Annotated in this window: 24 protein-coding genes and 1 riboswitch; of the genes, 13 read left to right on the forward strand and 11 right to left on the reverse strand. The window is 71.5% G+C overall.

Translation table 11 applies throughout. The features are described from left to right. The gene (locus IG99_RS01865) at nt 1–564 is read right to left on the reverse strand and encodes an SAV_6107 family HEPN domain-containing protein (protein ID WP_037668890.1); all 564 of its coding nucleotides are present in this window, start codon (nt 562–564) and stop codon (nt 1–3) included. A 164-nt stretch (nt 565–728) separates the two neighbouring features. Between IG99_RS01865 and IG99_RS01870 the strand changes: the two genes are divergently transcribed. The 4 genes from IG99_RS01870 to IG99_RS01885 all read left to right on the forward strand — a co-directional run bounded on the left by IG99_RS01870 (nt 729) and on the right by IG99_RS01885 (nt 6,061). After that, nucleotides 729–1,496, forward strand: coding sequence for an ATP-binding cassette domain-containing protein (locus IG99_RS01870; protein WP_037668892.1), 768 nt, complete (start codon nt 729–731; stop codon nt 1,494–1,496). Further along, nucleotides 1,468–3,552, forward strand: coding sequence for a YhgE/Pip domain-containing protein (locus IG99_RS01875; RefSeq protein WP_037668894.1), 2,085 nt, complete (start codon nt 1,468–1,470; stop codon nt 3,550–3,552). The genes IG99_RS01870 and IG99_RS01875 overlap by 29 nt, the downstream gene beginning before the upstream one ends. A gap of 44 nt (nt 3,553–3,596) precedes the next feature. Then, a complete protein-coding gene (locus tag IG99_RS01880) occupies nt 3,597–4,226 on the forward strand; it encodes a TetR/AcrR family transcriptional regulator (protein ID WP_037668896.1) in 630 nt (209 codons plus the stop codon). A gap of 347 nt (nt 4,227–4,573) precedes the next feature. Then, a complete protein-coding gene (locus tag IG99_RS01885) occupies nt 4,574–6,061 on the forward strand; it encodes a phytoene desaturase family protein (protein WP_037668899.1) in 1,488 nt (495 codons plus the stop codon). Between the two features lie 51 nt (nt 6,062–6,112). Here IG99_RS01885 and IG99_RS01890 read toward each other — a convergent pair whose 3' ends face one another. From IG99_RS01890 to IG99_RS01915, 6 genes are all read right to left on the reverse strand, one after another. Beyond that, nucleotides 6,113–7,087, reverse strand: a complete 975-nt coding sequence (locus IG99_RS01890) for an SCO2102 family sporulation regulator (protein ID WP_037668901.1) — start codon at nt 7,085–7,087, stop codon at nt 6,113–6,115. A 56-nt stretch (nt 7,088–7,143) separates the two neighbouring features. After that, the gene (metF, locus tag IG99_RS01895; protein WP_037668902.1) at nt 7,144–8,067 is read right to left on the reverse strand and encodes a methylenetetrahydrofolate reductase [NAD(P)H]; all 924 of its coding nucleotides are present in this window, start codon (nt 8,065–8,067) and stop codon (nt 7,144–7,146) included. A 120-nt stretch (nt 8,068–8,187) separates the two neighbouring features. After that, nucleotides 8,188–8,835, reverse strand: coding sequence for a thiamine phosphate synthase (gene thiE, locus IG99_RS01900; protein WP_037668905.1), 648 nt, complete (start codon nt 8,833–8,835; stop codon nt 8,188–8,190). 72 nt (nt 8,836–8,907) lie between these two features. Then, nucleotides 8,908–9,273, reverse strand: a complete 366-nt coding sequence (locus IG99_RS01905; RefSeq protein ID WP_037668907.1) for an Rv2175c family DNA-binding protein — start codon at nt 9,271–9,273, stop codon at nt 8,908–8,910. Between the two features lie 70 nt (nt 9,274–9,343). Next, nucleotides 9,344–10,603 carry an NAD(P)/FAD-dependent oxidoreductase gene (locus tag IG99_RS01910; RefSeq protein WP_078947485.1) on the reverse strand — a complete coding sequence of 420 codons (1,260 nt, stop codon included), beginning with the start codon at nt 10,601–10,603 and terminating at the stop codon, nt 9,344–9,346. A gap of 43 nt (nt 10,604–10,646) precedes the next feature. Next, nucleotides 10,647–11,009: a hypothetical protein gene (locus IG99_RS01915; RefSeq protein ID WP_037668912.1), complete on the reverse strand. Its 363-nt coding sequence runs from the start codon at nt 11,007–11,009 to the stop codon at nt 10,647–10,649. Nucleotides 11,010–11,060: 51 nt separating this feature from the next. Next, a riboswitch (TPP riboswitch) is annotated at nt 11,061–11,172 on the forward strand. On the opposite strand from IG99_RS01915, the gene thiO reads away from it, so the two are divergent. From thiO to IG99_RS01945, 6 genes are all read left to right on the forward strand, one after another. Further along, nucleotides 11,170–12,339, forward strand: coding sequence for a glycine oxidase ThiO (thiO, locus tag IG99_RS01920; protein WP_037668915.1), 1,170 nt, complete (start codon nt 11,170–11,172; stop codon nt 12,337–12,339). It overlaps the preceding riboswitch by 3 nt. Then, the gene (gene thiS, locus IG99_RS01925) at nt 12,336–12,548 is read left to right on the forward strand and encodes a sulfur carrier protein ThiS (protein ID WP_037668918.1); all 213 of its coding nucleotides are present in this window, start codon (nt 12,336–12,338) and stop codon (nt 12,546–12,548) included. Before thiO ends, thiS begins: the two co-directional genes overlap by 4 nt. A 3-nt stretch (nt 12,549–12,551) precedes the next feature. After that, nucleotides 12,552–13,346 (forward strand): thiazole synthase, encoded by a 795-nt coding sequence (locus IG99_RS01930; protein ID WP_037668919.1) that lies wholly within the window; start codon nt 12,552–12,554, stop codon nt 13,344–13,346. 102 nt (nt 13,347–13,448) lie between these two features. Then, entirely contained in the window at nt 13,449–15,380 is a 1,932-nt protein-coding gene (gene pknB, locus IG99_RS01935; protein ID WP_037668922.1) for a Stk1 family PASTA domain-containing Ser/Thr kinase, read from the forward strand. 56 nt (nt 15,381–15,436) lie between these two features. Then, the gene (locus IG99_RS01940; protein ID WP_037668924.1) at nt 15,437–16,315 is read left to right on the forward strand and encodes a deoxyribonuclease IV; all 879 of its coding nucleotides are present in this window, start codon (nt 15,437–15,439) and stop codon (nt 16,313–16,315) included. 75 nt (nt 16,316–16,390) lie between these two features. Then, a complete protein-coding gene (locus tag IG99_RS01945) occupies nt 16,391–16,915 on the forward strand; it encodes a DUF4396 domain-containing protein (protein WP_037668926.1) in 525 nt (174 codons plus the stop codon). 10 nt (nt 16,916–16,925) lie between these two features. On the opposite strand, the gene IG99_RS01950 is transcribed toward IG99_RS01945, so the two are convergent. Beyond that, complete coding sequence (locus tag IG99_RS01950) at nt 16,926–17,558, reverse strand: sulfite oxidase-like oxidoreductase (protein ID WP_037668929.1); 633 nt, start codon at nt 17,556–17,558, stop codon at nt 16,926–16,928. A 180-nt stretch (nt 17,559–17,738) separates the two neighbouring features. Here IG99_RS01950 and bfr point away from each other — a divergent pair, with 180 nt between their 5' ends. Beyond that, a complete protein-coding gene (gene bfr / locus IG99_RS01955; RefSeq protein ID WP_037668932.1) occupies nt 17,739–18,218 on the forward strand; it encodes a bacterioferritin in 480 nt (159 codons plus the stop codon). Between the two features lie 12 nt (nt 18,219–18,230). Here bfr and IG99_RS01960 read toward each other — a convergent pair whose 3' ends face one another. Next, nucleotides 18,231–18,476 carry a (2Fe-2S)-binding protein gene (locus tag IG99_RS01960; protein ID WP_037668934.1) on the reverse strand — a complete coding sequence of 82 codons (246 nt, stop codon included), beginning with the start codon at nt 18,474–18,476 and terminating at the stop codon, nt 18,231–18,233. A 134-nt stretch (nt 18,477–18,610) separates the two neighbouring features. Further along, complete coding sequence (locus tag IG99_RS01965; RefSeq protein ID WP_037668937.1) at nt 18,611–19,963, reverse strand: class II 3-deoxy-7-phosphoheptulonate synthase; 1,353 nt, start codon at nt 19,961–19,963, stop codon at nt 18,611–18,613. 93 nt (nt 19,964–20,056) lie between these two features. Between IG99_RS01965 and IG99_RS51895 the strand changes: the two genes are divergently transcribed. Both IG99_RS51895 and IG99_RS01970 read left to right on the forward strand, forming a co-directional pair. Continuing rightward, a complete protein-coding gene (locus IG99_RS51895; protein ID WP_107055812.1) occupies nt 20,057–20,122 on the forward strand; it encodes a trp operon leader peptide in 66 nt (21 codons plus the stop codon). A 114-nt stretch (nt 20,123–20,236) separates the two neighbouring features. Beyond that, the gene (locus IG99_RS01970; protein ID WP_037668938.1) at nt 20,237–22,114 is read left to right on the forward strand and encodes an anthranilate synthase family protein; all 1,878 of its coding nucleotides are present in this window, start codon (nt 20,237–20,239) and stop codon (nt 22,112–22,114) included. A gap of 16 nt (nt 22,115–22,130) precedes the next feature. Here the strand turns inward: IG99_RS01970 and IG99_RS01975 are convergent, their stop codons facing one another. After that, nucleotides 22,131–23,159, reverse strand: coding sequence for a 6-phosphofructokinase (locus tag IG99_RS01975; RefSeq protein WP_037668940.1), 1,029 nt, complete (start codon nt 23,157–23,159; stop codon nt 22,131–22,133). Nucleotides 23,160–23,231 lie beyond the last annotated feature (72 nt).

Raw genomic sequence — 23,231 nt, forward strand, 5'->3', positions numbered from 1 at the left:
TCAGCCCGCGTCCGGCATCACCGTCCCGGCGTGCGGGTCGCCGCCCTCCCCCGGGTCCTGGCGTAGCTGCGGCAGGACCGGCTGGAGCACCAGCATCCGCTCGACCAGGCGCAGGAACATCGCCACGTCGCGTATGAGGTCGTCGGCGTCCCTACGGCTCGCCGCGCCCTCGATGCCCGCCTCGGCCCGGGCCCGGCGCCGGGCGCCGGAGGCGAACAGCGCGCTCCACTCGGTCAGTTCGGGCGCGATCTCGGGAAGCACTTCCCAGGCGCTCCGGATGCGGGCCCGGCGCCGGGACGTGGGTTCGGGCCGGCCCCGGGCGGCGAGCACGGCGGCCGCGGTGCGCAGGGCTGCCAGGTGTGCCGTCGCGTAGCGCTCGTTGGGCGTTTCGAGGACGGCCGCCTCGTGGAGTCCCGCCCGGGCCTGGGCGAGCAGGTCGAGGGCGGCGGGCGGGGCCGAGGACCGGCGCAGCACGGGATGTACGTCGCTCGCCGGTCCGGTCAGTGAGGGGGCAGGGCCGGTGGCGCGGCGCCGGCGGGCGGCGGCTGCGTGGTGGCTGGCCATGACGAACCTCCTGTCGTCTGGGTGACGGCACGCCCTGCTACGAGGTGCCGTATGTGCCCATCGTGAGGTATGGCACTGACAATCCGTTCTGACCTGGGCTTTTGCTTCGATCGAGTGTTCGCGTTAGTTTTTGCACTGACCAGTCAGTTCAATTTGTTCGAGGGATGGCCATGGGGGGAACCCAAGGCGGCCTGACCGTCGCTGCCCGGGACTTCGGGCTGAAAGGACCCCGCGGATGGGCGTTCCGCGGGGTCACCGTCGATGCGGAGCCCGGCTCGCTGATCGCGATCGAGGGGCCGTCGGGCTCGGGGCGCACGAGCCTGCTGCTCGCCCTGACCGGGCGGATGAGGCCCACGGAGGGGAGCGCGGCCGTCGGCGGCCATGAGCTGCCCCGGCGGATGGCGGCCGTGCGCCGCGTCAGCGCGCTCGCCCATGTCCCGGGTGTCACCGATCTCGACCCCGCCCTGACCGTGGGGGAGCACCTGCGCGAACGGGCCCTGCTGGAGCGGCGCTTCGGCGGCACCGTACGCGAACTGCTGCGGTCGCGCGCCGAGCGCGGGGCCGAGGCGGCGTTGCGCGTCGACGCCGCGCTGGCCGCGGCCGGCCTCGACCGGGAGGCGCTGCCCAAGGGACCCAGGACCGCCGTACGGGACCTGGAACGTGTGGAGGCCCTGCGCCTCTCCGTCGCCCTCGCTCTCGTCGGCCGCCCACGACTGATCGGCGTCGACGACACGGACCTCAAACTCTCCGACGCCGAACGGACCGAGGTCTGGGCCCTGTTGAGGTCGCTCACCGAGACCGGGACGACGGTCCTGGCGGTGTGCAGCGAAGCCCCGGACGGCACGGTCGTCGTACCGACCGGCGCGCCGCAGAAGTCCCCTGAGGAGAAGGAGGAGATCGCCGATGCGGTCGCCGAGACTGGCAGCGCTTGAGCTCAGGCGGTTCGGCCGGGGCAGGCTCCCGCGGGCGGCCCTGGTGGCGCTCCTCCTGCTGCCCCTGCTGTACGGCGCGTTGTACCTGTGGTCCTTCTGGGACCCGTACGGCCGTCTGGACCGTATCCCCGTGGCGCTGGTGAACGACGACAAGGGGGCGACGGCCGACGGGAAGGAGATCCGCGCGGGCGACGACATCACCCAAGGCCTGCGCGCCAGCGCGGTCTTCGACTGGCGCGAGGTGAGTGCCGCACAGGCGCGCGCGGGCCTGGAGGACGGCACGTACTACCTGTCGCTGACCATGCCGGCAGACTTCAGCGAGCGCGTCGCCTCCAGTGCGGGCGACTCCCCCGAGGCGGGCGCGCTCCAGGTGCGGACGAACGACGCGAACAACTACATCGTCGGGCAGATCTCCCGGACGGTCTTCAGCGAGGTGCGCACCGCGGCCTCCACTAAGACGTCGCGTACCTTCCTGGACAAGATCTTCGTCTCGTTCTCCGACATCCACGGCGAGACGGTGAAGGCGGCCGACGGGGCCGACAAGCTCAAGGGCGGTATCGGGAAGGCCGAGGAGGGCTCCAAGGACCTCGCGGACGGACTGAAGGACGCCGAGGACGGCAGCGGCAAGCTCTCCAAGGGCCTGAAGAAGCTCAACAAGGGCGCGGGCACCTTGCAGGACGGTTCCAAGAAGGTCGCACAGGGCACCCAGGCGCTCGCCGACAAGGTCAACGGGGTGGCCGGCAAGGTGGGGCCGTTCCTGAAGGACAACGAGAAGTCCATCGAGGACACCGCCCAGTTCGTCGCCGACTCGGCCGGGGCGATCCGCGACGGCCTGGACGACCTCGTGAAGCAGGCCCCCGTCGCCGCCGAGAACGCCCGCGCCGACTCCGACGACCTGAACGACGTCTACAAGACGCGCTGCGAGACCCCGGTGCTGCCGGACGCCGCCTGCTCCGACCTGAAGAAGGCGAAGGACGCGGCGGCCGACGTGGCGACCGTCGCCGAGGACCTCGACACACTGGTCACGGACCAGCGCGAGGACCTGAAGAAGCTCGACACCCACCTCGAAACGCTTCAGAAGCAGGCCCAGTCGCTCGCCGACCGCGCGCCGCACCTCTCCGCGGACCTCGACGACGCCGTCACGAAGATCAACGACCTGAACGACGGAGCCAAGAAGGTCGCCGCGGGCGCGAAGAAGCTGCACACCGGTCTGGGCACCGCCAAGACCGGAGCGGTCGACCTGGACGAGGGCGTCGGCAAGCTGAAGACCGGCGCAGACGACCTCAACGGCGGCATGTTCAAGCTGGTCGACGGCTCCGGCGAACTCGCCGGCGGCCTGCATGACGGGGCCGGGCAGATCCCCGACTACGACAAGAAGGACCGCGACCGGCGCACCGCCGTCATGGCCGACCCGGTCCAGCTCGCCTCCGAGGACGTCCACAAGGCGCCCAACTACGGCACCGGTTTCGCCCCGTACTTCATCCCGCTGTCCCTGTGGGTGGGCGCGATGGTGGCGTACATGCTGATCCCGCCGATGAACCGGCGGGCGCTGGCCGCGGGCGCCCCGGCGTGGCGGATCGCCCTGGCGGGCTGGCTGCCGGTGGTGGCGGTCGGCGTCCTGCAGACCTCGGCCCTGATGGCGGTGCTGCACTGGGCGATCGGCCTGGAGATGGCACGGGCGGCCGGGACGGTGGGCTTCCTGTTCCTGGTCACGGCGTGCTTCGCGGCGCTCGTGCAGTGGCTCAACGCCCGGTTCGGGGCGGCGGGCCGGATCCTCGTCCTGGCCCTGCTGATGCTCCAGCTGACGTCCGCGGGCGGCACGTATCCCGTGCAGACCAGCCCGGGCTTCTTCAACGCGCTGCACCCGTTCCTGCCGATGAGTTACGTCGTCGAGGCCCTGCGCAGGCTCATCACCGGCGGTGGCCTCGGCCCGGTGTGGACGGCGTGCGCGGTGCTGGCCGCATTCACCGCCGGCGCCCTCGCGCTGACCGCGCTGTCCGCGCGCCGCCGCCAGGTGTGGACGCTCGACCGGCTGCACCCGGAGCTGAGCCTGTGAGCGTGCGGATCTCCGGGGAGACGGTTCCTGTGACAATCGGGGCCATGGAAAGCAGCAGCACCACGCCGGGCGGCAGCTCGCGCCGTGAGGCCACCCGGCAGAAGCTCTACGAGGCAGCCGTCACGCTCATCGCCGAACAGGGCTTCTCCGCCACCACGGTGGACGAGATCGCCGAGCGGGCCGGTGTCGCGAAGGGCACCGTCTACTACAACTTCGCCAGCAAGTCAGTGCTCTTCGAGGAGCTGCTGCGGCACGGGGTGGGCCTCCTCACCGCCTCCCTCCGGGAGGCGGCCGAGCGGACGGCACGCGAGGGCGGCACCAGGGTGGACGCCCTGGACGCGATGATCCGCGCGGGTCTCGTCTTCATCGACCGCTATCCCGCCTTCACGCAGCTGTACGTGGCCGAGTTGTGGCGCACCAACCGGGCTTGGCAGTCCACGCTCATGGTGGTGCGGCAGGAGGCGGTGGCGGTCGTCGAGGGTGTCCTGCGCGAGGGCATCGAGGGCGGCGAGTTCAGTGACGAGATCGACGTCCCGCTGACCGCGGCCGCGCTGGTCGGCATGGTCCTGGTGGCCGCCCTGGACTGGCAGTCGTTCCAGCCGGAACGCTCCCTCGACGACGTCCACTCGGCGCTCTCCCGCCTGTTGCAGGGGCGGGTGAGCGGCAGGCCCTGAAGCCGAGGCTCGAACACGCGAAAGCGCCGGTCCGTTGTGGCCGCATCCCCCGTGGCCACCACCGAACCGGCGCTTCCGCGTGCTCCCCCGTGCCTCGCTCCCGCCGACCGTGCCGACGGAAGGAGCGGTCGAGGGCCGGCACCGTTCCGCCGCCCCGTGTCGGCGGTGCCGGAGCCGTGCCCCTTTCCGTGACTCCACTCTCTCGTTCACGCAGGTCGGGCCCCATCCGCGCGCGTACTCATCTCCGTGCCTGAGTACGGGTACTCAGGTCTGCGCACCGAGGCCCAGGAGGCACCTGCTCCCCCACCCGGACCGGGCTGTCGGTGACGGCCGATAAAGTCGCGGGCATGGCACGGATTGCGGTGATCGGCGCCGGGATGGGCGCGATGGCGGCCGCCGCCCGGCTGGCCGTCGCGGGCCACCGGGTGGCGGTGTACGAACGGACGGCGACGTACGGCGGTGCGGTGCGCCGTTTCGAGCGGGACGGTTTCTCCTTCGACACCGGACCCGGACTGCTCTCGCTGCCCGCGGTCCACCGCGACCTGTTCGTGAAGACGGGCAAGGAGCCGCTGGAGGCGTGCGTCGAACTGGTCCAGGTCGACCCGTCGTCGCACCACGTCTTCGCGGACGGCACACGCGTGTCCCTGCCGAACGCCTCCCGGGCGGGGGCCGTCTCCGCCCTCGACGAGGCGCTCGGGGCGGGCACCGGGCAGCGCTGGGGCGACTTCCTGGTCCGGGCCCGCGAGACCTGGGACCGCACCCGCAGACCGCTCCTCGAGGAGCCCCTGTGGCCGAACTGGTCGGTCCTCGCCGAGCGCGAGCCGTACCCGTCGGTCCCGCACAAGAGGCTGCTGCGCACCCGTCGCGCCGGGACCCTCGCCGAGGTCGGCGCCTGGGAACTGCGCGATCCTCGGCTCACCGCCCTGCTGGAGAGCCACGCGCTCGCGTACGGCCTGGACCCGCGCGTCACCCCGGCGAGCGCGGCCGTGCTGCCGTACATGGAGCACGCCTTCGGCGTCTGGTACGTCCGCGGGGGCGTCCGGGAGCTGGCGCGCGCGGTGTACGAGCGGTGTGTGGCCCGCAGGGTGGAGTTCGTCTTCGGCGCCGAGGTCGCGCGGGTCCTGGAGAAGGACGGCCGGGCGGCGGGTGTTGAACTCGCCGACGGCACCGTGGCGGAGGCGGACTTCGTGGTCACGGGTGTCGCCCCCGGCGCGGTGTCCACGGGCACGGCCGCCCCGGGAGCCGGCGAGGTCCCGCCGCAGCGCGGGCTGCCGAGCCGTCTGACGGTCCTGCTGGCCCTGCGCGGCGGACGTCCGGAGGGCGCGGCCCATCGGACGGTGGTGCACGCGGCGGACCGGGAGGGCGAGCTGGAGAGCCTGTTCGGTGAGCACCCCGGCCTGCCCGGGCACCCTACGGTCACGGTCCTACGGCCCGACGACACGGGGTCGGTCCCGGGCCCCGGCCACGAGGCGATCGCCCTCACCGCTCCCGTGCCCGCACAGTCCGGGCAGGGCTACGACGAGCAGGCCGAACGGATGATCACCACCGCCGAACGCGCCATACCCGATCTCCGCGCGCGCCTCCTCTGGCACGAGGTCCGCACCCCGGACGACATCGCGGAGGCCACCGGGGCGGAGGGCGGCGCGGTCCCGGCGCCCGCGCTGGCCGCGGCGGACGGCCGCCTGCTGCACCCGTCCAACAGCACCGGCGTGCCGAACCTGTTCGCCGTCGGCGGCTGGTCGCACCCCGGCGGAGGCCTTCCGCACGCGGGCATGTCGGGCGCGCTGGTGGCGGGGCTGATCGTGGAGGGGCCGGAGTTCAGGGGCTCTCAGTGACACCCCGGTAGCGGACTGCGGCCCGCACCGCGCCCCGCGCCGCCGACGCCTTCAGAACCGATACTGCTCGCCGAACCCGTGCCCCTGCTGCTGCCCGTCGCCCTGGTACGGGTACTGCTCCGGCGGGAGCTCGCCGCCGAGCGGGTCGTCGGTGTTGCGCTGCTGCGGAACCCAGACACCGCCGGGCGGGGTCTCGCCGTAGCCGCCGGTGGCGTACTGGTCCTGCCCGTAGCCCTGTTGGTCGTACTGCTGGCCGCCGTAGCCGGGGTCGTACGAGCCGCTGTAGGACTGGCCGCCGATGTACGGGTCGGAGTAGGCGGCGTACTGCTGCTGGCCGTTGGTGTCGTAGCCGTACTGCTGGCCGTAGTTTGAGTAGCCGTCGTAGGAATAGCTCTGGTCGGCCGTCGCGTACTGGTCCTGGGGCTGCGCGGCGGTGGCGAAGGAGGAGTCCGTGCCGTAGGCGGCGGAGTCGCTGTAGACGCCGTAGGAACCGGTGTCGTCGGGGATGGGCTGCGGCTCGTAGACGGCGGTCGTCTCGGCGGCCGCGGGCGCGGCCGCACGGGCGGGGGTGAAGACGTTGTCCTGGTCGTAGTCGTCGTCGTAGGAGGCCTTGTCCTGGCCGTAGGGCGCGTTGTCGCCGCCGTAGGCGCCCTCGGCGTCGGACCCGTAGGAGGAGTCGTAGCCCGGGTCGCCCGCCTCCAGGCCGGAGACCTCGAGGGTCGGCTCCTGGCGCTCCGCCTTGCCGCGGCGGCGCTTGGTGCCCTCGGCGCCGGGGCGGCTGACGGCCCAGCCGGCCGCGAAGCCGCGCCGGAACGACAGCGTGACGTAGGTCTGGCCGACCGCGAAGGCGGCCGCGCCCACGCCGATGACGACGACGGACGGGATCAGCGCACCGAGCACGACGCCGACGAAGCCGACGAAGGCGAGCAGCCGCCAGCGAAGCCGTGCCTTGTACTGCAGCAGGACCTCACCGAGCAGCCACAGTGCGACGATGCCGAACGCGATGTAGAGGACCGTCCAGCCCATGTACGCCCCTCTCAGAGTGGCCGCTACGCAGTGTGTCGTATGTCGGTGCGACCGGTCTAGGCCTGCGGCGGGTGGTGCAGACCCAGGTTTTCGTGGATTTCCAGCGTCGCCGTGGAGTTGTTGAGCGTGATGAAGTGCAGTCCGGGCACTCCCTCGGCCAGCAGCCGAGCGCAGAACTCCGTGGCGAATTCGATGCCAATGGAGCGTACAGCGGACGGATCGTCTTTTGCTGTGAGGATCCGCTCTTTCAGCGCCGCCGGGAAGGCGGCGTTGGTGAGCGACGGCACCCGCTGGAGCGTCTTCACGCTGGCGATCGGCATGACCTCGGGAATGATCGGGGTGTCACAGCCGGCCGCCGCGACCCGGTCCCGCAGGCGGAGGTAGTCCTCGGGCTGGAAAAACATCTGAGTGATGGCGTAGTCCGCGCCCGCGCGGCACTTGTCGACGAAGTGCCGGACGTCGGCGTCCCACTCGGTGGAGCGCGGATGCATCGCCGGGAAGGCCGCCACGCCCACGCAGAAGTCGCCGGACGCCTTGATCAGCTCGACGAGCTCGGCGGCGTACGCCAGGCCCTGCGGATGGGGCACCCACTCCCCCATCGGGTCCCCGGGCGGGTCGCCGCGCAGCGCCAGCATGTTGCGGATACCGGCGTCGGCGTACTGGCCGATGATGTTGCGCAGGTCGGCGACGGAGTGGTCGACGGCGGTGAGGTGGGCGATCGGCGTGAGGGTGGTGTCCGAGGCGATCGCCTCGGTCGCCTTGACCGTGCCCGCGCGGGTGGAGCCGCCCGCGCCGTAGGTCACGGAGACGAAGTCGGGCGCCACGGCCTCCACGCGGCGCAGCGCGTTCCACAGGTTCCGCTCGCCCTTCGGGGTCTTCGGGGCGTAGAACTCGAAGGAGAGCGTCGTTTTGCCGGTCGCGAGCATGTCACGAACGGTGCGCGCGTGGTCCGTCCTGGTGGATGCGGTTCCGAGGGCCATACCCGCAGGTTAGCCAGGGGGCGTCGGTCCCCCAACCGGACGGCGGAAATTTGGCCCGCTTTGTCAGCTTGTTGTCCGCTTGCTGTCCACCCCTCGGACAAAGAGCCGGGATCCACGGGCTCACACCTGTCGCAGCCGCTTGGCGAACTCGCTCGCCGCCGCCCCCGGATCGTCCGCCTCCGTGAGTGCGCGGACGACGACCACCCGCCGGGCGCCCGCCGCCAGCACCTCGTCGAGGTTGCCCAGGTCGATGCCGCCGATGGCGAACCAGGGACGGGCGGTGCCCAGGGCGGCCGTGTGACGGACCAGGCCGAGCCCGGGGGCGGGGCGGCCGGGCTTGGTGGGGGTGGGCCAGCAGGGGCCGGTGCAGAAGTAGTCCACGCCTTCCTGGACAGCGGCCGCGGCGGCCTCGGACTCGGAGTGCGTGGAGCGGCCTATGAGCACGTCGTCGCCGAGGACGGCGCGGGCGGCGGGCACCGGCAGGTCGCCCTGCCCGAGGTGCAGCACGTCCGCGGCGCAGGCGTGCGCGACGTCGGCGCGGTCGTTGACGGCCAGCAGCTTGCCGTGCCGGGCGCACGCGTCGGCCAGGACCGTCAGGTGCTCCAGCTCCTCGGCGGCCTCCATGCCCTTGTCGCGAAGCTGCACGATGTCGACACCGCCGGCCAGGACCGCGTCCAGGAACTCCGGCAGGTCGCCCTGGCGCCTGCGGGCGTCCGTGCACAGATAGAGGCGGGCGTCGGCGAGCCGGGCGCGGGCGGTGTCGGGCATGCGGGTGTCCCCCCGTGGTGTGGCGTACGGGCCCGCGGGCCCGTACGCCGGGTGGTTGTGCGGATCAGCAGGTCAGACGGCGAGCGCCTGGGCGCGGCGCTTCACCTCCGTGCCGCGATTCTCGCTCAGGGCCTGCGCGGGGGTGCCGGGCAGGGTGGGGTCGGGAGTGAAGAGCCACTCCAGCATCTCTTCGTCCGTGAAGCCGTCGTCCCGCAGGAGCGTCAGGGTGCCGTGCAGGCCCTTGACGACCTTGTCCCCGTCGATGAAAGCGGCGGGGACGTGCAGCGCGCGGTTCTCGCCACGTCGTACGGCGATGAACTGGCCCTCCTTGACCAGCTGCCGCACACGTGTCACCTCGACGTCGAGCATTTCGGCGATGTCGGGCAGGGTGAGCCAGGCGGGGACGAGAGCATCGATCTTTGCGTCAATCTCGGTCACGTCATCAAGACTGCCATCCCGGACTGACAGTGGGTAGCCGGGCAGGGCCCTCCGGGGGGCACGAGCCTCGTCAGGGCCTGTCCGACGGGCCCTGGGCCGTCGCGGCCTTCAGCGGGCGGGCCGGGTCCCGCAGCAGCTCGGGGTCCATCGGTGTGCCCGACTCGATCAGGCGTCTCCCCTGGGCCAGGTCCCTCGGGCGGCCCACCGCCAACAGGGCGACCAGGCGGCCCTCGCGCAGCCAGCAGACCGTCCAGGCCGGGCCGGAGGGGTCGCCGCGCCACAGGGTGGTGTCGGCGGACGGGTGGTGGCCGGCGTACTGCACGAAGCGGCCGAACTGCTCGGACCAGAAGTACGGGACCGGGTCGTAGACGGCCGGCGGCTCGCCGGTGGGGCCGCCGACGATGTTCGCGGCGACCGTGCGGGGGCCCTGGAGGGCGTTGTCCCAATGGTGGACCAGCAGCCGCTCGCCGTAGCGCGCCGAGGGGAAGGAGGCGCAGTCCCCGACCGCGTACACGTCCGGTGCGGAGGCACGCAGCCGCTCGTCGGCCACGACCTCGCCGTGCCGGCCGAGCTCGATGCCGGAGCCGGCCAGCCAGGCCGTGGCCGGCCGGGCGCCGATGCCGACCACGACGGCTCCCGCGGGCAGCCGGGTGCCGTCGTCGAGCACCACCGCGCCGGGTTCGACGCGCTCCACGCGCGCGTGCGTGCGCAGCACCGTCCCGCTGGCGGTGTACCAGGCGGCCATCGGCGCGGCGACTTCCGGGGGCAGGGCGCCCGCGAGCGGCCGGTCCGCGGCCTCGACGACGGTCACCGCGCAGCCGGCCTCGCGGGCGGCGGTGGCGAACTCCGCGCCGATCCAGCCCGCGCCGACGACCACGACGTCGTGCTGCCCGGCGAGCACGGGCCGCAGCCGTTCGGCGTCGTCCAGGGTGCGCAGCAGATGCACTCCGGGCACCCCCTCGGCGCCCGGCAGCCGGATCGGTTCGGCGCCGCCGGCGAGGACCAGGACGTCGTACGGCACCGGTCCGATGGCGGTGTCCAGCTCGTGGTCACCGGGGCGTACGCCGAGCACCTCGCGCCCGAGGCGCAGCTCGATGCCGAGCCCTTCGAAGTCGACGTCGAAGGCGGACCCCTCGGCCTTGCCGAGCAGGACGGCCTTGGACAGCGGCGGCCGGTCGTACGGCTGGTGGGGCTCGGCGCCGATCAGTGTCACCGTGCCGGTGAAGCCCTGCTCCCGCAGGGCGACCGCGGTCTGCACCCCGGCCATGCCCGCGCCGACGACGACCACGCGCCGCTCCGCCCCGCCCCGTTCCCGCGTCTGCTCGCTCACCTGATCACCATAGACAACTGACCATCCGTCAGTCAGCCGCCGGTCAGAGGTCGCGTTCCGTGGCCGGTTCCGCGACCTGTTCCACCACGCTCGTGCCCCGGCCGGGCTGCGACTCCCACTCCCAGGCCTCCTCCAGGCGCACCCGGCCGTCGGGCAGCTCCACGACGGCCGACGCACAGTGCCCCGAGGACGTCGTCCCGTCGTGCTTCAGCTGCACGTACCGGAAGTCCAGCCGGTCACCTTCCCGCCTACCCACGAGATACCCGCGTACGACGTCTCCGCCCGCGTACTCGGCCCAGATCTCGCCGTCCTTCTCGTGGTACGTGAACCGGGTGCGGGTACCCACCTGACCTGGGGCCTGATCGGCGACGGGGGCGAGGACGAGACCGTCCAGCGAGCGGGGCATGACGTGAGGCTCCCTACAAGTGCGCTGCTCCGGAGGCTAGGGTGGCCACCGTAAAGCACTCGCGGGAGCCCGGACGCACCGGGCTGAGAGGGAGGCTGGCGGCCTCCGACCGTACGAACCTGATCCGGGTCATGCCGGCGAAGGGAGGGGCTGGACGCCCATGTCGCGTACGTCCGACAGCTCAGACGTCCTGGTCGTCGGGGGCGGAATCATCGGTCTGGTCACCGCGTGGCGGGCCGCGCAGCGCGGTCTCGCCACGGCCGTCGTGGACCCCGAGCCGGGCGGTGGGGCCGCACAGGTGGCGGCCGGGATGCTGGCCGCGGTCACCGAACTGCACTACGGCGAGCAGACGCTGCTCGGCCTGAACCTGGAGTCGGCCCGCCGTTACCCCGACTTCGCGGCCGAGCTCACCGAACTCACCGGGCATGACCTCGGCTACCGCCGCAACGGCACCCTCGCCGTCGCGCTGGACGCCGACGACCGCGCCCACCTGCGAGAACTGCACGCGCTGCAACGGCAGTCGGGTCTTGAGTCGGAGTGGTTGTCCGGGCGGGACTGCCGACGTCTGGAGCCGATGCTGGCGCCGGGGGTGCGCGGCGGGCTGCGGGTGGACGGCGACCACCAGATCGACCCGCGGCGGCTCGCCGGGGCGCTGGTGGCCGCCTGCGAACGGGCGGGCGTGGTCTTCCACCGCACCTGGGCCGACCGGCTCACCGTCGCGGGGGGACGGGCGGCCGGCGTCGTCACGCGCGCGGGCGTCGCCCTGGGCGCGGGGCAGGTGGTCCTCGCGGCGGGCAGCCTCAGCGGTCGGCTCGCGGGGGTCCCGGACGATGTCCTGCCGCCGGTACGGCCCGTGAAGGGGCAGGTGCTGCGGCTGACCGTGCCGAAGCGGTACACGCCGTTCCTGAGCCGGACCGTGCGCGCGATGGTGCGCGGCAGCCATGTCTACCTGGTGCCGCGCGAGAACGGCGAGCTGGTCGTCGGTGCCACGAGCGAGGAGCTCGGGTGGGACACGACCGTGACCGCGGGCGGGGTGTACGAACTGCTGCGCGACGCCCACGAGCTGGTGCCGGGCATCACCGAGCTGCCGTTGACGGAGACGCGCGCGGGGCTGCGTCCCGGCTCGCCCGACAACGCGCCGCTGCTCGGTCCGACCGACCTGCCGGGACTGCTGCTGGCCACCGGTCACTACCGCAACGGCGTGCTGCTCACGCCGGTCACCGGTGACGCCATGGCGCATGTCCTGGCCACCGGTGAACTTCCCGACGAGGCCCGTCCCTTCACCGCCCGCCGCTTCGGCGCCGCCGCACTCACGGAGCAGCCCGCATGAGCGACCCGGTCATCATCTCGGTCAACGGCGAACGTCGCGAGGTCACCCGGGGCACCGCCCTCGACACGCTCGTGCGCTCCCTCACCGCGGCGCCCTCCGGGGTCGCGGCCGCGCTCAACGAAACCGTCGTACCGCGCGCGCAGTGGCCGTCCACGCCCCTCTCCGAGGGAGACCGCGTCGAAGTCCTCACCGCCGTCCAAGGAGGCTGACCCATGGCCGACGATCCGTTTGTCCTCGGGGGGACGTCCTTCACGTCCCGGCTCATCATGGGTACGGGCGGTGCGCCCAGTCTGGAGGTCCTGGAGCGGTCCCTGGTCGCCTCCGGGACCGAGCTGACGACCGTCGCCATGCGGCGGGTGGACCCGTCGGTGCACGGTTCGGTGCTGTCCGTCCTGGAGAAGCTCGGGATCCGGGTGCTGCCGAACACGGCGGGCTGCTTCACCGCGGGAGAGGCCGTGCTGACGGCCCGGCTGGCCCGGGAGGCGCTGGGCACCGCGCTGGTGAAGCTGGAGGTCATCGCCGACGAGCGCACGTTGCTGCCGGACCCGATCGAGTTGCTGGACGCGGCGGAGACGCTCGTCGACGACGGGTTCACGGTGCTGCCGTACACGAACGACGATCCGGTGCTGGCGCGGAAGCTGGAGGACGTGGGCTGTGCCGCGATCATGCCGCTCGGGTCACCGATCGGGTCGGGGCTCGGGATCCGCAACCCGCACAACTTCCAGCTGATCGTGGAGCACGCGCGGGTGCCGGTGATCCTGGACGCGGGGGCCGGTACGGCGTCGGACGCGGCGCTGGCGATGGAGCTGGGGTGTGCGGGGGTGATGCTCGCCTCGGCGGTGACGCGGGCTCAGGAGCCGGAACTGATGGCGTCGGCGATGAAGCACGCCGTGGAGGCGGGGCGGCTGGCCCGCCTCGCGGGCCGGATTCCCCGCCGCCACTTCGCGCAGGCGTCGTCGCCCGGGGAGGGACTGGCCGCGCTGGATCCGGAGCGGCCCGCCTTCTGACCCGCGCCGTCACGCCCGATTTGCGTCACAGCTCGGCTGCAGTCGTGGTGCGATGTGGGTGGAGCGGTGGGGGTGTCAGTCGTGACTCGTAGACTCGCCTGCGTGGATACGACCCTTCAGGACCCTCTCGTCGGGCAGGTGCTCGACGGCCGTTACCGCGTCGACGCGCGGATCGCGGTCGGTGGGATGGCCACGGTCTACCGGGCCCTGGACACCCGCCTCGACCGCGTCCTCGCGCTGAAGGTGATGCACCCGACGCTCGCGGCCGACGCCACCTTCGTCGAGCGGTTCATCCGGGAGGCGAAGTCGGTCGCCCGGCTCGCGCACCCCAACGTCGTGCAGGTCTTCGACCAGGGCACCGACGGGTCCTACGTCTACCTCGCCATGGAGTACGTCGCCGGCTGCACCCTGCGCGACGTACTGCGCGAGCGCGGGGCGCTGCAGCCGCGGGCCGCGCTGGACATCCTGGAGCCGGTGCTGGCCGCACTCGGCGCCGCGCACCGCGCGGGGTTCGTGCACCGGGACATGAAGCCGGAGAACGTGCTGATCGGGGACGACGGCCGGGTGAAGGTCGCCGACTTCGGGCTCGTGCGGTCCGTGGACACCGTCACCAGCACCACCGGCGCCGTGCTCGGCACCGTCTCCTACCTCGCTCCCGAACAGATCGAGAACCAGGGCCAGGCCGACCCCCGCGTCGATGTGTACGCGTGCGGTGTCGTCTTCTACGAGATGCTGACCGGCGGGAAGCCGCACGACGCGGACTCCGCCGCCGTGGTGCTCTACAAGCATCTCCACGAGGACGTCCCGCCGCCGTCGGCGGCCGTGCCGGGGCTGCCGTACGAACTGGACGAACTGGTCGCGTGGGCGACCGCCCGCAACCCGGACGTGCGCCCGTACGACGCCGTGGCGCTCCTCGCGCAGGCCCGTCAGACGCGCGAGGCGCTGAGCGCGGACCAGCTGGACGCGCTGCCTCCGCAGGCGCTGACCGCGGTGCACGACGGCGCCGAGGACCGTACGAGCGTGATCCCGCGTTCGCTGACGGTGCCACGGCCGCTGCCCGTCAACGAGGACGCCGAGCCCGAGGTGCACCGCACCAGCCGGCTGGAGACGCCGCCTCCTCCGCCGCCGGCGGCCCGGCGACGCCTGCCCCGGCGCGGGGTCGTCTCGATCGTGGCGGCCCTGCTGCTGGTCCTCGGCGTCGGAGCGGGCGTCTGGTACATCAACTCCGGGCAGTTCACCAAGGTCCCCCCGCTGCTGAGCAAGACCGAGGCGCAGGCGAGGGACCGGCTGGAGGCGGCCGGGCTGAAGGTCGGCAAGGTCAGCCACGCCTACAGCGACACCGTCAAGCGGGGCACGGTCATCAGCACCGACCCGGATACGGGCGCCCGCATCCGTGACAACGACTCGGTGGCGCTGACCGTCTCCGACGGCCCGGAGACGGTCAACGTGCCGGATGTGAAGGGCGCCCGGCTGGCCAAGGCGAAGGCCCTGCTGAAGTCGGACGGCCTGGAGCCCGGCATGGTCACACAGGCGTTCAGCGACGACGTCGACAAGGGCGAGGTGATCAGGACGAACCCCGCGGCCGGCACCGAGCGGCGGGCGGGGGCGGCGATCGCGATCGTCGTCAGCAAGGGCAGCCCGGTCGACATCCCGGACGTCACCGGCGAGAGCCTGGAGGACGCCCGTGCGGACCTCCAGGAGGCCGGCCTGAAGGTGAAGGTCTCCTCCGAGCAGGTCACCTCCGACGAGTTCGACAAGGGCCAGGTCGCGGCGCAGTCCCCGGACCCCGACCGCCAGGTCGCCGAGGGCGACACGGTGACGCTGACCCTGTCCAAGGGCCCGGAGATGATCGAGGTCCCGGACGTGGTCGGCGACAGTGTCGACGACGCCGAGCAACAGCTGGAGGACGCCGGCTTCCAGGTCAAGGAGGACCGCGGGCTGCTCGGGCTGTTCGGCGACACCGTCAAGAAGCAGTCCGTGGAGGGTGGCGACACCGCGCCCAAGGGGTCGACCGTCACCATCACCATCCGGTGAGGACGATCACGCCGGCGGGGGGCGGGGCGGGGCGAGCCGCATGACACCCTGAACGGGTGACATCGCAGCAGCACAGCCCCTCCCGCAACCCCGTCGGCGGCCACGTCCCCGTGGCCGGCGGACTGCACTCCGTGGGGCTGACGTACGCCCATGACCTCAAGGCGGAGACCGTGCAGGTCTTCGTCGCCAATCCGCGCGGCTGGGCCACACCCACCGGTGACCCCCGGCAGGACGAGGCGTTCCGGGAGACCTGCGCGACCGAGTCGATCCCGGCGTACGTGCACGCCCCCTATCTGATCAACTTCGGCTCGCACACCGAGGCGACCGTCGAGAAGTCCGTGGAGTCGCTGCGCCACTCGCTGCGGCGCGGGCGGGAGATCGGCGCGCTCGGGGTGGTCGTGCACACCGGGAGCGCGACCGGGGGCCGGGACCGGTCGGTGGCGCTCAAGCAGGTCCGGGAGCATCTGGTGCCGCTGCTCGACGAGCTCACTCACGACGACGACCCGTTCCTGCTGCTGGAGTCCACCGCCGGGCAGGGTTCCTCGCTCTGCTCGCGGACCTGGGACTTCGGGCCGTATTTCGAGGCGCTGGACGCGCATCCGAAGCTGGGCGTCTGCCTGGACACCTGTCACATCTTCGCCGCCGGCCACGACCTGACCGGGCCGGACGGCATGCACCGGATGCTCGACCTGCTGGTGGAGACGGTGGGCGAGGGGCGGCTGAAGCTGATCCACGCCAACGACTCCAAGGACGTGGTCGGCGCCCACAAGGACCGGCACGAGAACATCGGCTCCGGACACATCGGTGAGGACCCGTTCCGCGCGCTGATGACCCACCCGGCCACCGCGGGCGTACCCCTGATCATCGAGACGCCGGGCGGCAAGGAAGGGCACGCGGCGGACGTGGAGCGACTGAAGAAACTCCGGGACGGATAGCGCGTAGGAATACCCCCGAGGGGTATGTGGTCGGGGTACTCGACGCAGGAATCGACACCTGACTTGGGGGCCCGCATGGAGCACGAGGCACACACGGCAGACAGTGCCCGGCACGAGGCTCACCCGCACGACCCGCAGGCCCACCAGCACGGACCACAGGCCACCGCCACCTGGGCCATGGCCGTGCGGGCCACCCTGCACTGCCTCACCGGGTGCGCCATCGGCGAGGTGCTCGGCATGGTGATCGGCACCGCGTTCGGCTGGTCCAACCTGCCGACCACCGTGCTGGCGATCGTCCTGGCGTTCTTCTTCGGCTACTCACTCACGCTGCGCGGTGTACTGAAGGCAGGGGTCGGCCTGCACGCCGCCGTCCGGGTGGCGCTGGCCGCGGACACGCTGTCCATCGCGGTGATGGAGCTGATCGACAACGGCGTGCTCGTGCTGTGGCCGGGCGCGATGGACGCGGGCCTGGACACCGTCCTGTTCTGGGTGTCGCTGGCCATCTCCCTGGTGCTCGCCTTCCTGGTCACCACACCGGTCAACAAGTGGATGATCGGCCGCGGCAAGGGCCACGCGGTGGTGCACGAGTACCACCACTGACTGGACCGGCTCAGAGGTCGGGGCCCTCCCCGGGCGCCTCCTGGTAGGAGTAGCGCTGCTCCTTCCAGGGGTCGCCGACGTTGTGGTAGCCGCGCTCCTCCCAGAAGCCCCGGCGGTCGGCGGTCATGTACTCGACGCCTCGGACCCACTTCGGGCCCTTCCAGGCGTACAGGTGGGGGACGACAAGGCGGAGCGGGAAGCCGTGCTCGGCGGTGAGCAGCTCGCCGTCCTTGTGGGTGGCGAAGATCGTGCGCTCGGAGGCGAAGTCCGACAGGCGCAGATTGGAGCTGAACCCGTACTCCGCCCACACCATCACATGGGTGACATCGGGCGCGGGCGGGGCGATCTCCAGGATCGTACGAGCGGGGATCCCGCCCCACTCGGCGCCGAGCATGCTGAACTTCGTGACGCAGTGCAGATCGCCCACGACGGTGGTGTACGGCAGGGCCGTGAACTCCTCGTGGTTCCAGCAGCGCTTCTCACCGTCGGCGGTGGCGCCGAAGACCCTGAACTCCCAGCGCTCCGGCCGGAACTTGGGGACCGGCCCATAGTGCGTGACCGGCCAGCCCCGCTGAAGTCGCTGCCCCGGCGGAAGCTCGGACCGTGCCGCTTCTCCAGATTCGCGCTCCACCGGATGACCCATGACTCCATCCTGACAGACCCCGGACAGTGCACATGACCGGGCATATCCAGAAACGGGCAACTACTACTAAGCCAGGACTTACTTACTAAGTATGCACTTACTGGACGATCTTCTACGCCGGTGGAATCATGCGCCCCGAAGCCTCTCCCAGCTGTTTCCCACGTGGAAGGAGCCCATGCGATGCAGGGCGACCCCGAGGTCATCGAATTCCTCAATGAGCAGCTCACCGCCGAGCTCACGGCGATCAACCAGTACTTCCTGCACGCGAAGATGCAGGAGAACTTCGGCTGGACGAAGCTCGCCAAGTACACCCGGCACGAGTCGTTCGACGAGATGAAGCACGCCGAGGTGCTCACGGACCGGATTCTGTTCCTCGAGGGGCTGCCGAACTACCAGCGGCTGTTCCATGTGCGGGTCGGACAGACCGTCCGGGAGATGTTCGAGGCCGACCGGCTGATCGAGGTCGAGGCGATCGACCGGCTGCGGCGGGGGATCAGGGTGATGCGCGAGAAGGGGGACATCACCTCGGCGAACATCTTCGAGTCGATCCTGGCCGACGAGGAGCACCACATCGACTACCTCGACACCCAGCTGGAACTGCTGGAGAAGCTCGGCGAGGCGCTCTACATCGCGCAGCTCATCGAGCAGCCCGAGAGTTAGAGAGCCAGAGAGTCAGGCAGCCTCTTCGAGACCGGGCTCCAGGGCCGTGACCTTCGCCAGGACCGGCGTGCCCCGATCGGCGGACTCGCGGCGCGAGCAGGCGCCCCGGCCGAGGATCGCCTGGATCCGGCGGACGCAGGAGCCGCAGTCCGTGCCGGCCTTGCAGGCGGACGCCACCTGGCGGGGGGTGCAGGCACCGTCGTCCACGTGCTTCTGGACCTGCGCTTCAGTCACTCCGAAGCAGCTGCAGACGTACACGCGGACTCACCTCCCGCCGAGATCGATAAGGCTAACCTAACCTTACCTGGCGCTCGGGGGCCGCAAAAGTGGAGTGGGGCGCGGATCGTATGTGATCCGCGCCCCACTTCAGCTGCCTGCGGCAGAGGGTCCCGTCACTGGTCCCGGTACATCTCCGCCACCAGGAACGCCAGGTCGAGCGACTGGCTGCGGTTGAGCCGCGGGTCGCAGGCCGTCTCGTAGCGCTGGTGCAGGTCGTCGACGAAGATCTCGTCGCCGCCGCCCACGCACTCGGTGACGTCGTCACCGGTGAGCTCGACGTGGATGCCGCCCGGGTGGGTGCCCAGCGCCTTGTGGACCTCGAAGAAGCCCTTGACCTCGTCGAGCACGTCGTCGAAGCGGCGGGTCTTGTGGCCGGAGGCCGCCTCGAAGGTGTTGCCGTGCATCGGGTCGGTCACCCAGGCCACGGTGGCCCCGGAGGCGGTGACCTTCTCGACCAGCTCGGGGAGCTTGTCGCGGACCTTGTCGGCGCCCATCCGGACGATGAAGGTCAGCCGGCCCGGCTCGCGGTCGGGGTCGAGGCGCTCGATGTACTGCAGCGCGTCCTCGGCCGTCGTCGTCGGGCCCAGCTTGATCCCGATCGGGTTGCGGATCCGCGAGGCGAACTCGATGTGCGCGTGGTCCAGCTGCCGGGTGCGCTCACCGATCCACACCATGTGCCCGGAGACGTCGTACAGCTGCCCGGTGCGCGAGTCGACCCTGGTCAGCGCCGACTCGTAGTCCAGCAGCAGCGCCTCGTGCGAGGAGTAGAACTCGACGGTCTTGAACTCCTCCGGGTCGGTCCCGCAGGCGTGCATGAAGTTCAGCGCGTTGTCGATCTCGCGGGCGAGCTGCTCGTAGCGCTGGCCGGACGGGGACGACTTCACGAAGTCCTGGTTCCAGGCGTGCACCTGGCGCAGGTCGGCGTAACCGCCGGTGGTGAAGGCGCGCACCAGGTTCAGCGTCGAGGCCGAGGCGTGGTACATCCGCTTCAGCCGCTCGGGGTCCGGGATCCGGGAGGCCTCGGTGAAGTCGAAGCCGTTGACGGAGTCGCCCCGGTAGACGGGGAGCGTCACGCCGTCGCGGGTCTCGGTCGGCTTGGAGCGTGGCTTGGAGTACTGGCCGGCGATACGGCCGACCTTGACCACGGGTACGGACGCGGCGTACGTGAGCACGGCGCCCATCTGCAGGAGCGTCTTCAGCTTGTTGCGGATGTGGTCGGCCGAGACTCCGTCGAAGGCCTCGGCGCAGTCGCCGCCCTGGAGGAGGAACGCCTCTCCCTTGGCGACGGCCGCCATCCGGGCACGCAGCTGGTCGCACTCGCCCGCGAAGACGAGCGGCGGATACGACTCGAGCTCCGCGATCACCGCGCGCAGAGCCTCTTGGTCGGGGTACTCGGGCTGCTGCACGGCGGGCAGGTCTCGCCAGGTGTTGCCAGCACTCGGGCTGGTCTTAGCGTTCGCTGTCACGTCCCCAACATTACGGGGTCATGTCGGGCCTTCCGCGCCATGCCCACTGAATGAGACACCGGGTCCAGCCGGTGGTGCGGTAGGGTGCGGCGCATGTTCGCGCTTTCGACCCAGCAGATCCAGAACTGGTGGTGGACCGCTTCTCCGGCGGCCCACTGACTGCGCGTACGCAAGACTTCGCGAAGGCCGCCCGAGGGGCGGCCTTCGGCGTTTCCGGGGTCCGTTCCTCGCAAGTGAGCTCCCAGCGCACTCCCAGCGAGAAGGAAAACGGCTATGCATCTGCTCGACCTGATCGACGATCCCCGCCCGTTCGCCCTGCTGCGCCGCCGCACCCCCGGGCGCGAGCACGACACGGTCGAGCTGCTGCTCGGCCCGGTCGCCACCCACGACCGCCTCGCCGACCTCCCCGACGAGGGCCTCGCGCTCATCCCCTTCCGGCAGATCCGCGAGCGCGGCTTCGACGTCCGCGACGACGGCACCCCGCTGGCGGTGCTGGTCCCCGAGGAGCGGTACGAGATCCGGCTCGCCGAGGTCATGGACGCGCTGCCCACCCATGACGTGCGGGTCGAGGGCGGCGGCTTCGATGTAGGGGACGACGAGTACGCGGAGATCGTCGGACGCGTGCTGCGCGAAGAGATCGGGCGCGGCGAGGGCGCGAACTTCGTCATCCGAAGGACCTACGAGGGCGCGATCCCGGGGTTCGGACGGGCCGACGCGCTGGCGCTGTTCCGGCGGCTGCTGGAGGGCGAGCGGGGCGCGTACTGGACGTTCGTCGTGCACACAGGTGAGCGCACGCTGGTGGGGGCCAGCCCCGAGGTGCATGTGCGGATGTCCGGCGGCACGGTCGTGATGAACCCGATCAGCGGGACGTACCGATATCCGGCCGAGGGCCCCACCGCGGAGCACCTGCTCGCTTTCCTCGCCGACGGCAAGGAGATCGAGGAACTGTCGATGGTCGTCGACGAGGAGCTCAAGATGATGTGCACCGTCGGTGACATGGGCGGGGTGGTGGTCGGACCCCGGCTCAAGGAGATGGCGCACCTGGCGCACACCGAGTACGAGCTGCGGGGGAAGTCCTCGCTGGACGCGCGCGAGGTCCTGAGGGAGACGATGTTCGCCGCCACCGTCACCGGCTCGCCCGTGCAGAACGCGTGCCGGGTGATCGAGCGGCACGAAGTCGGTGGGCGTGGCTACTACGCGGGTGCGCTGGCCCTGCTCGGCCGGGACGCCGGCGGCGCTCAGACCCTCGACTCCCCCATCCTCATCCGCACCGCCGACCTCGACGCGGCCGGGCGGCTGCGGGTGCCGGTCGGCGCGACACTGGTGCGCGGCTCGGACCCGGCGAGCGAGGTCGCGGAGACCCATGCGAAGGCGGCGGGCGTGCTGGCGGCGCTGGGCGTGCGGGAGCAGCGGCCGCGCGGTGAGGGCGTACGGCCGGAGCTGGCCGACGATCCGCGGGTGCGGGCCGCGCTGGACGGGCGCCGGGGCTCGCTGGCGCCGTTCTGGCTGCGGATGCAGGAGCCGACCCGGGAGTTGTCCGGCCATGCCCTGGTCGTCGACGGCGAGGACACGTTCACGGCGATGCTGGCGCACGTCCTCAGGTCGAGCGGCCTGGAGGTGACCGTCCGGCGGTACGACGAGCCGGGGCTGCGGGAGGCGGTGCTCGCGCACGAGGGGCCGGTGGTGCTGGGGCCCGGACCGGGCGATCCGTCGGACACGGCCGACCCGAAGATGCGGTTCCTGCGGGCCCTGACCGCCGAGGTCGTCCGGGAGCACCGGCACGGCGTCCTGGGCGTCTGCCTCGGCCACGAGCTGATCGCGGCCGAGCTGGGGCTGGAGATCGTACGCAAGGAGGTGCCGTACCAGGGGGCGCAGACGGAGATCGACCTGTTCGGGCGGAGCGAGACCGTCGGTTTCTACAACAGCTTCGTGGCGCGCTGCGACGACGAGGCGGCCGCGGAGCTGGCCGCGCACGACGTGGGGGTGAGTCGCAGCGGGACCGGCGAGGTGCACGCCCTGCGCGGCCGCGGCTTCGCGGGCGTGCAGTTCCACCCCGAGTCGGTGCTGACGCTGAACGGTGCCGCCGTCGTCCGTGAGCTGGTCGGCGGGCTGCGCGACGCCGGCGCGGCCGAGCGGCGGCCCGTTCTGTAGTCGGGTCGGTCCGGGTTCAGCCGAAGAAGACGCCGACCTCTTCGTACAGCTTCAGGTCGACCGTCTTCAGCTTGGCCGTGGCGTCCGCGATCGGGACGCGGACGATGTCCGTTCCACGCAGCGCGACCATCTTGCCGTAGTCGCGCTCGTGGACGGCGTCGATGGCGTGCAGGCCGAAGCGGGTGGCGAGCCAGCGGTCGAAGGCGCTCGGGGTACCACCGCGCTGGACGTGTCCGAGGACGGTGGTGCGGGCCTCCTTGCCCGTGCGCCTCTCGATCTCCTTGGCCAGCCACTCGCCGACCCCGGACAGCCGGACGTGCCCGAAGGAGTCCAGCGACTCGTCCTTGAGCACCATCTGGCCGTCCTTCGGCATGGCCCCTTCGGCGACGACGACGATCGGGGCGTAGGACGCCTTGAAGCGGGAGGTGACCCAGGCGCACACCTGGTCCACGTCGAAGCGCTGTTCGGGGATGAGGATGACGTTGGCGCCGCCGGCCAGGCCGGAGTGGATGGCGATCCAGCCGGCGTGACGGCCCATCACCTCGCAGACCAGGACGCGCATGTGGGACTCGGCGGTGGTGTGCAGCCGGTCGATCGCCTCCGTCGCGATGCCGACGGCGGTGTCGAAGCCGAAGGTGTAGTCGGTGGCGGACAGGTCGTTGTCGATGGTCTTCGGCACACCGACCACGGGCACGCCGTACTCGTCGGTGAGGCGGGCGGCGACGCCCAGGGTGTCCTCGCCGCCGATCGCGACGAGCGCGTCGACCTCCAGCTTGGCGAGGTTCTCCTTGATCCGGCGGATGCCGTTCTCCACCTTCAGCGGATTGGTCCGTGAGGAGCCGAGGATGGTGCCGCCCCGGGGCAGGATGCCGCGCACCGCCGGGATGTCGAGGCGCACGGTGTCGCCTTCGAGGGGCCCCCGCCAGCCGTCCCGGAAGCCGACGAAGTCATGGCCGTACTCCTGCACGCCCTTGCGGACGATGCCCCGGATGACGGCGTTGAGCCCGGGGCAGTCGCCGCCTCCGGTCAGTACTCCGACCCGCATGGAAATGTCCCTTCGCCGAAGTTTCTGGTGAAGGCCACGCTAATGGTGATCCAGGTCACACAGGGATGGGCG

Source organism: Streptomyces griseus subsp. griseus, from assembly GCF_000720255.1.
Lineage (GTDB): Bacteria > Actinomycetota > Actinomycetes > Streptomycetales > Streptomycetaceae > Streptomyces > Streptomyces griseus_I.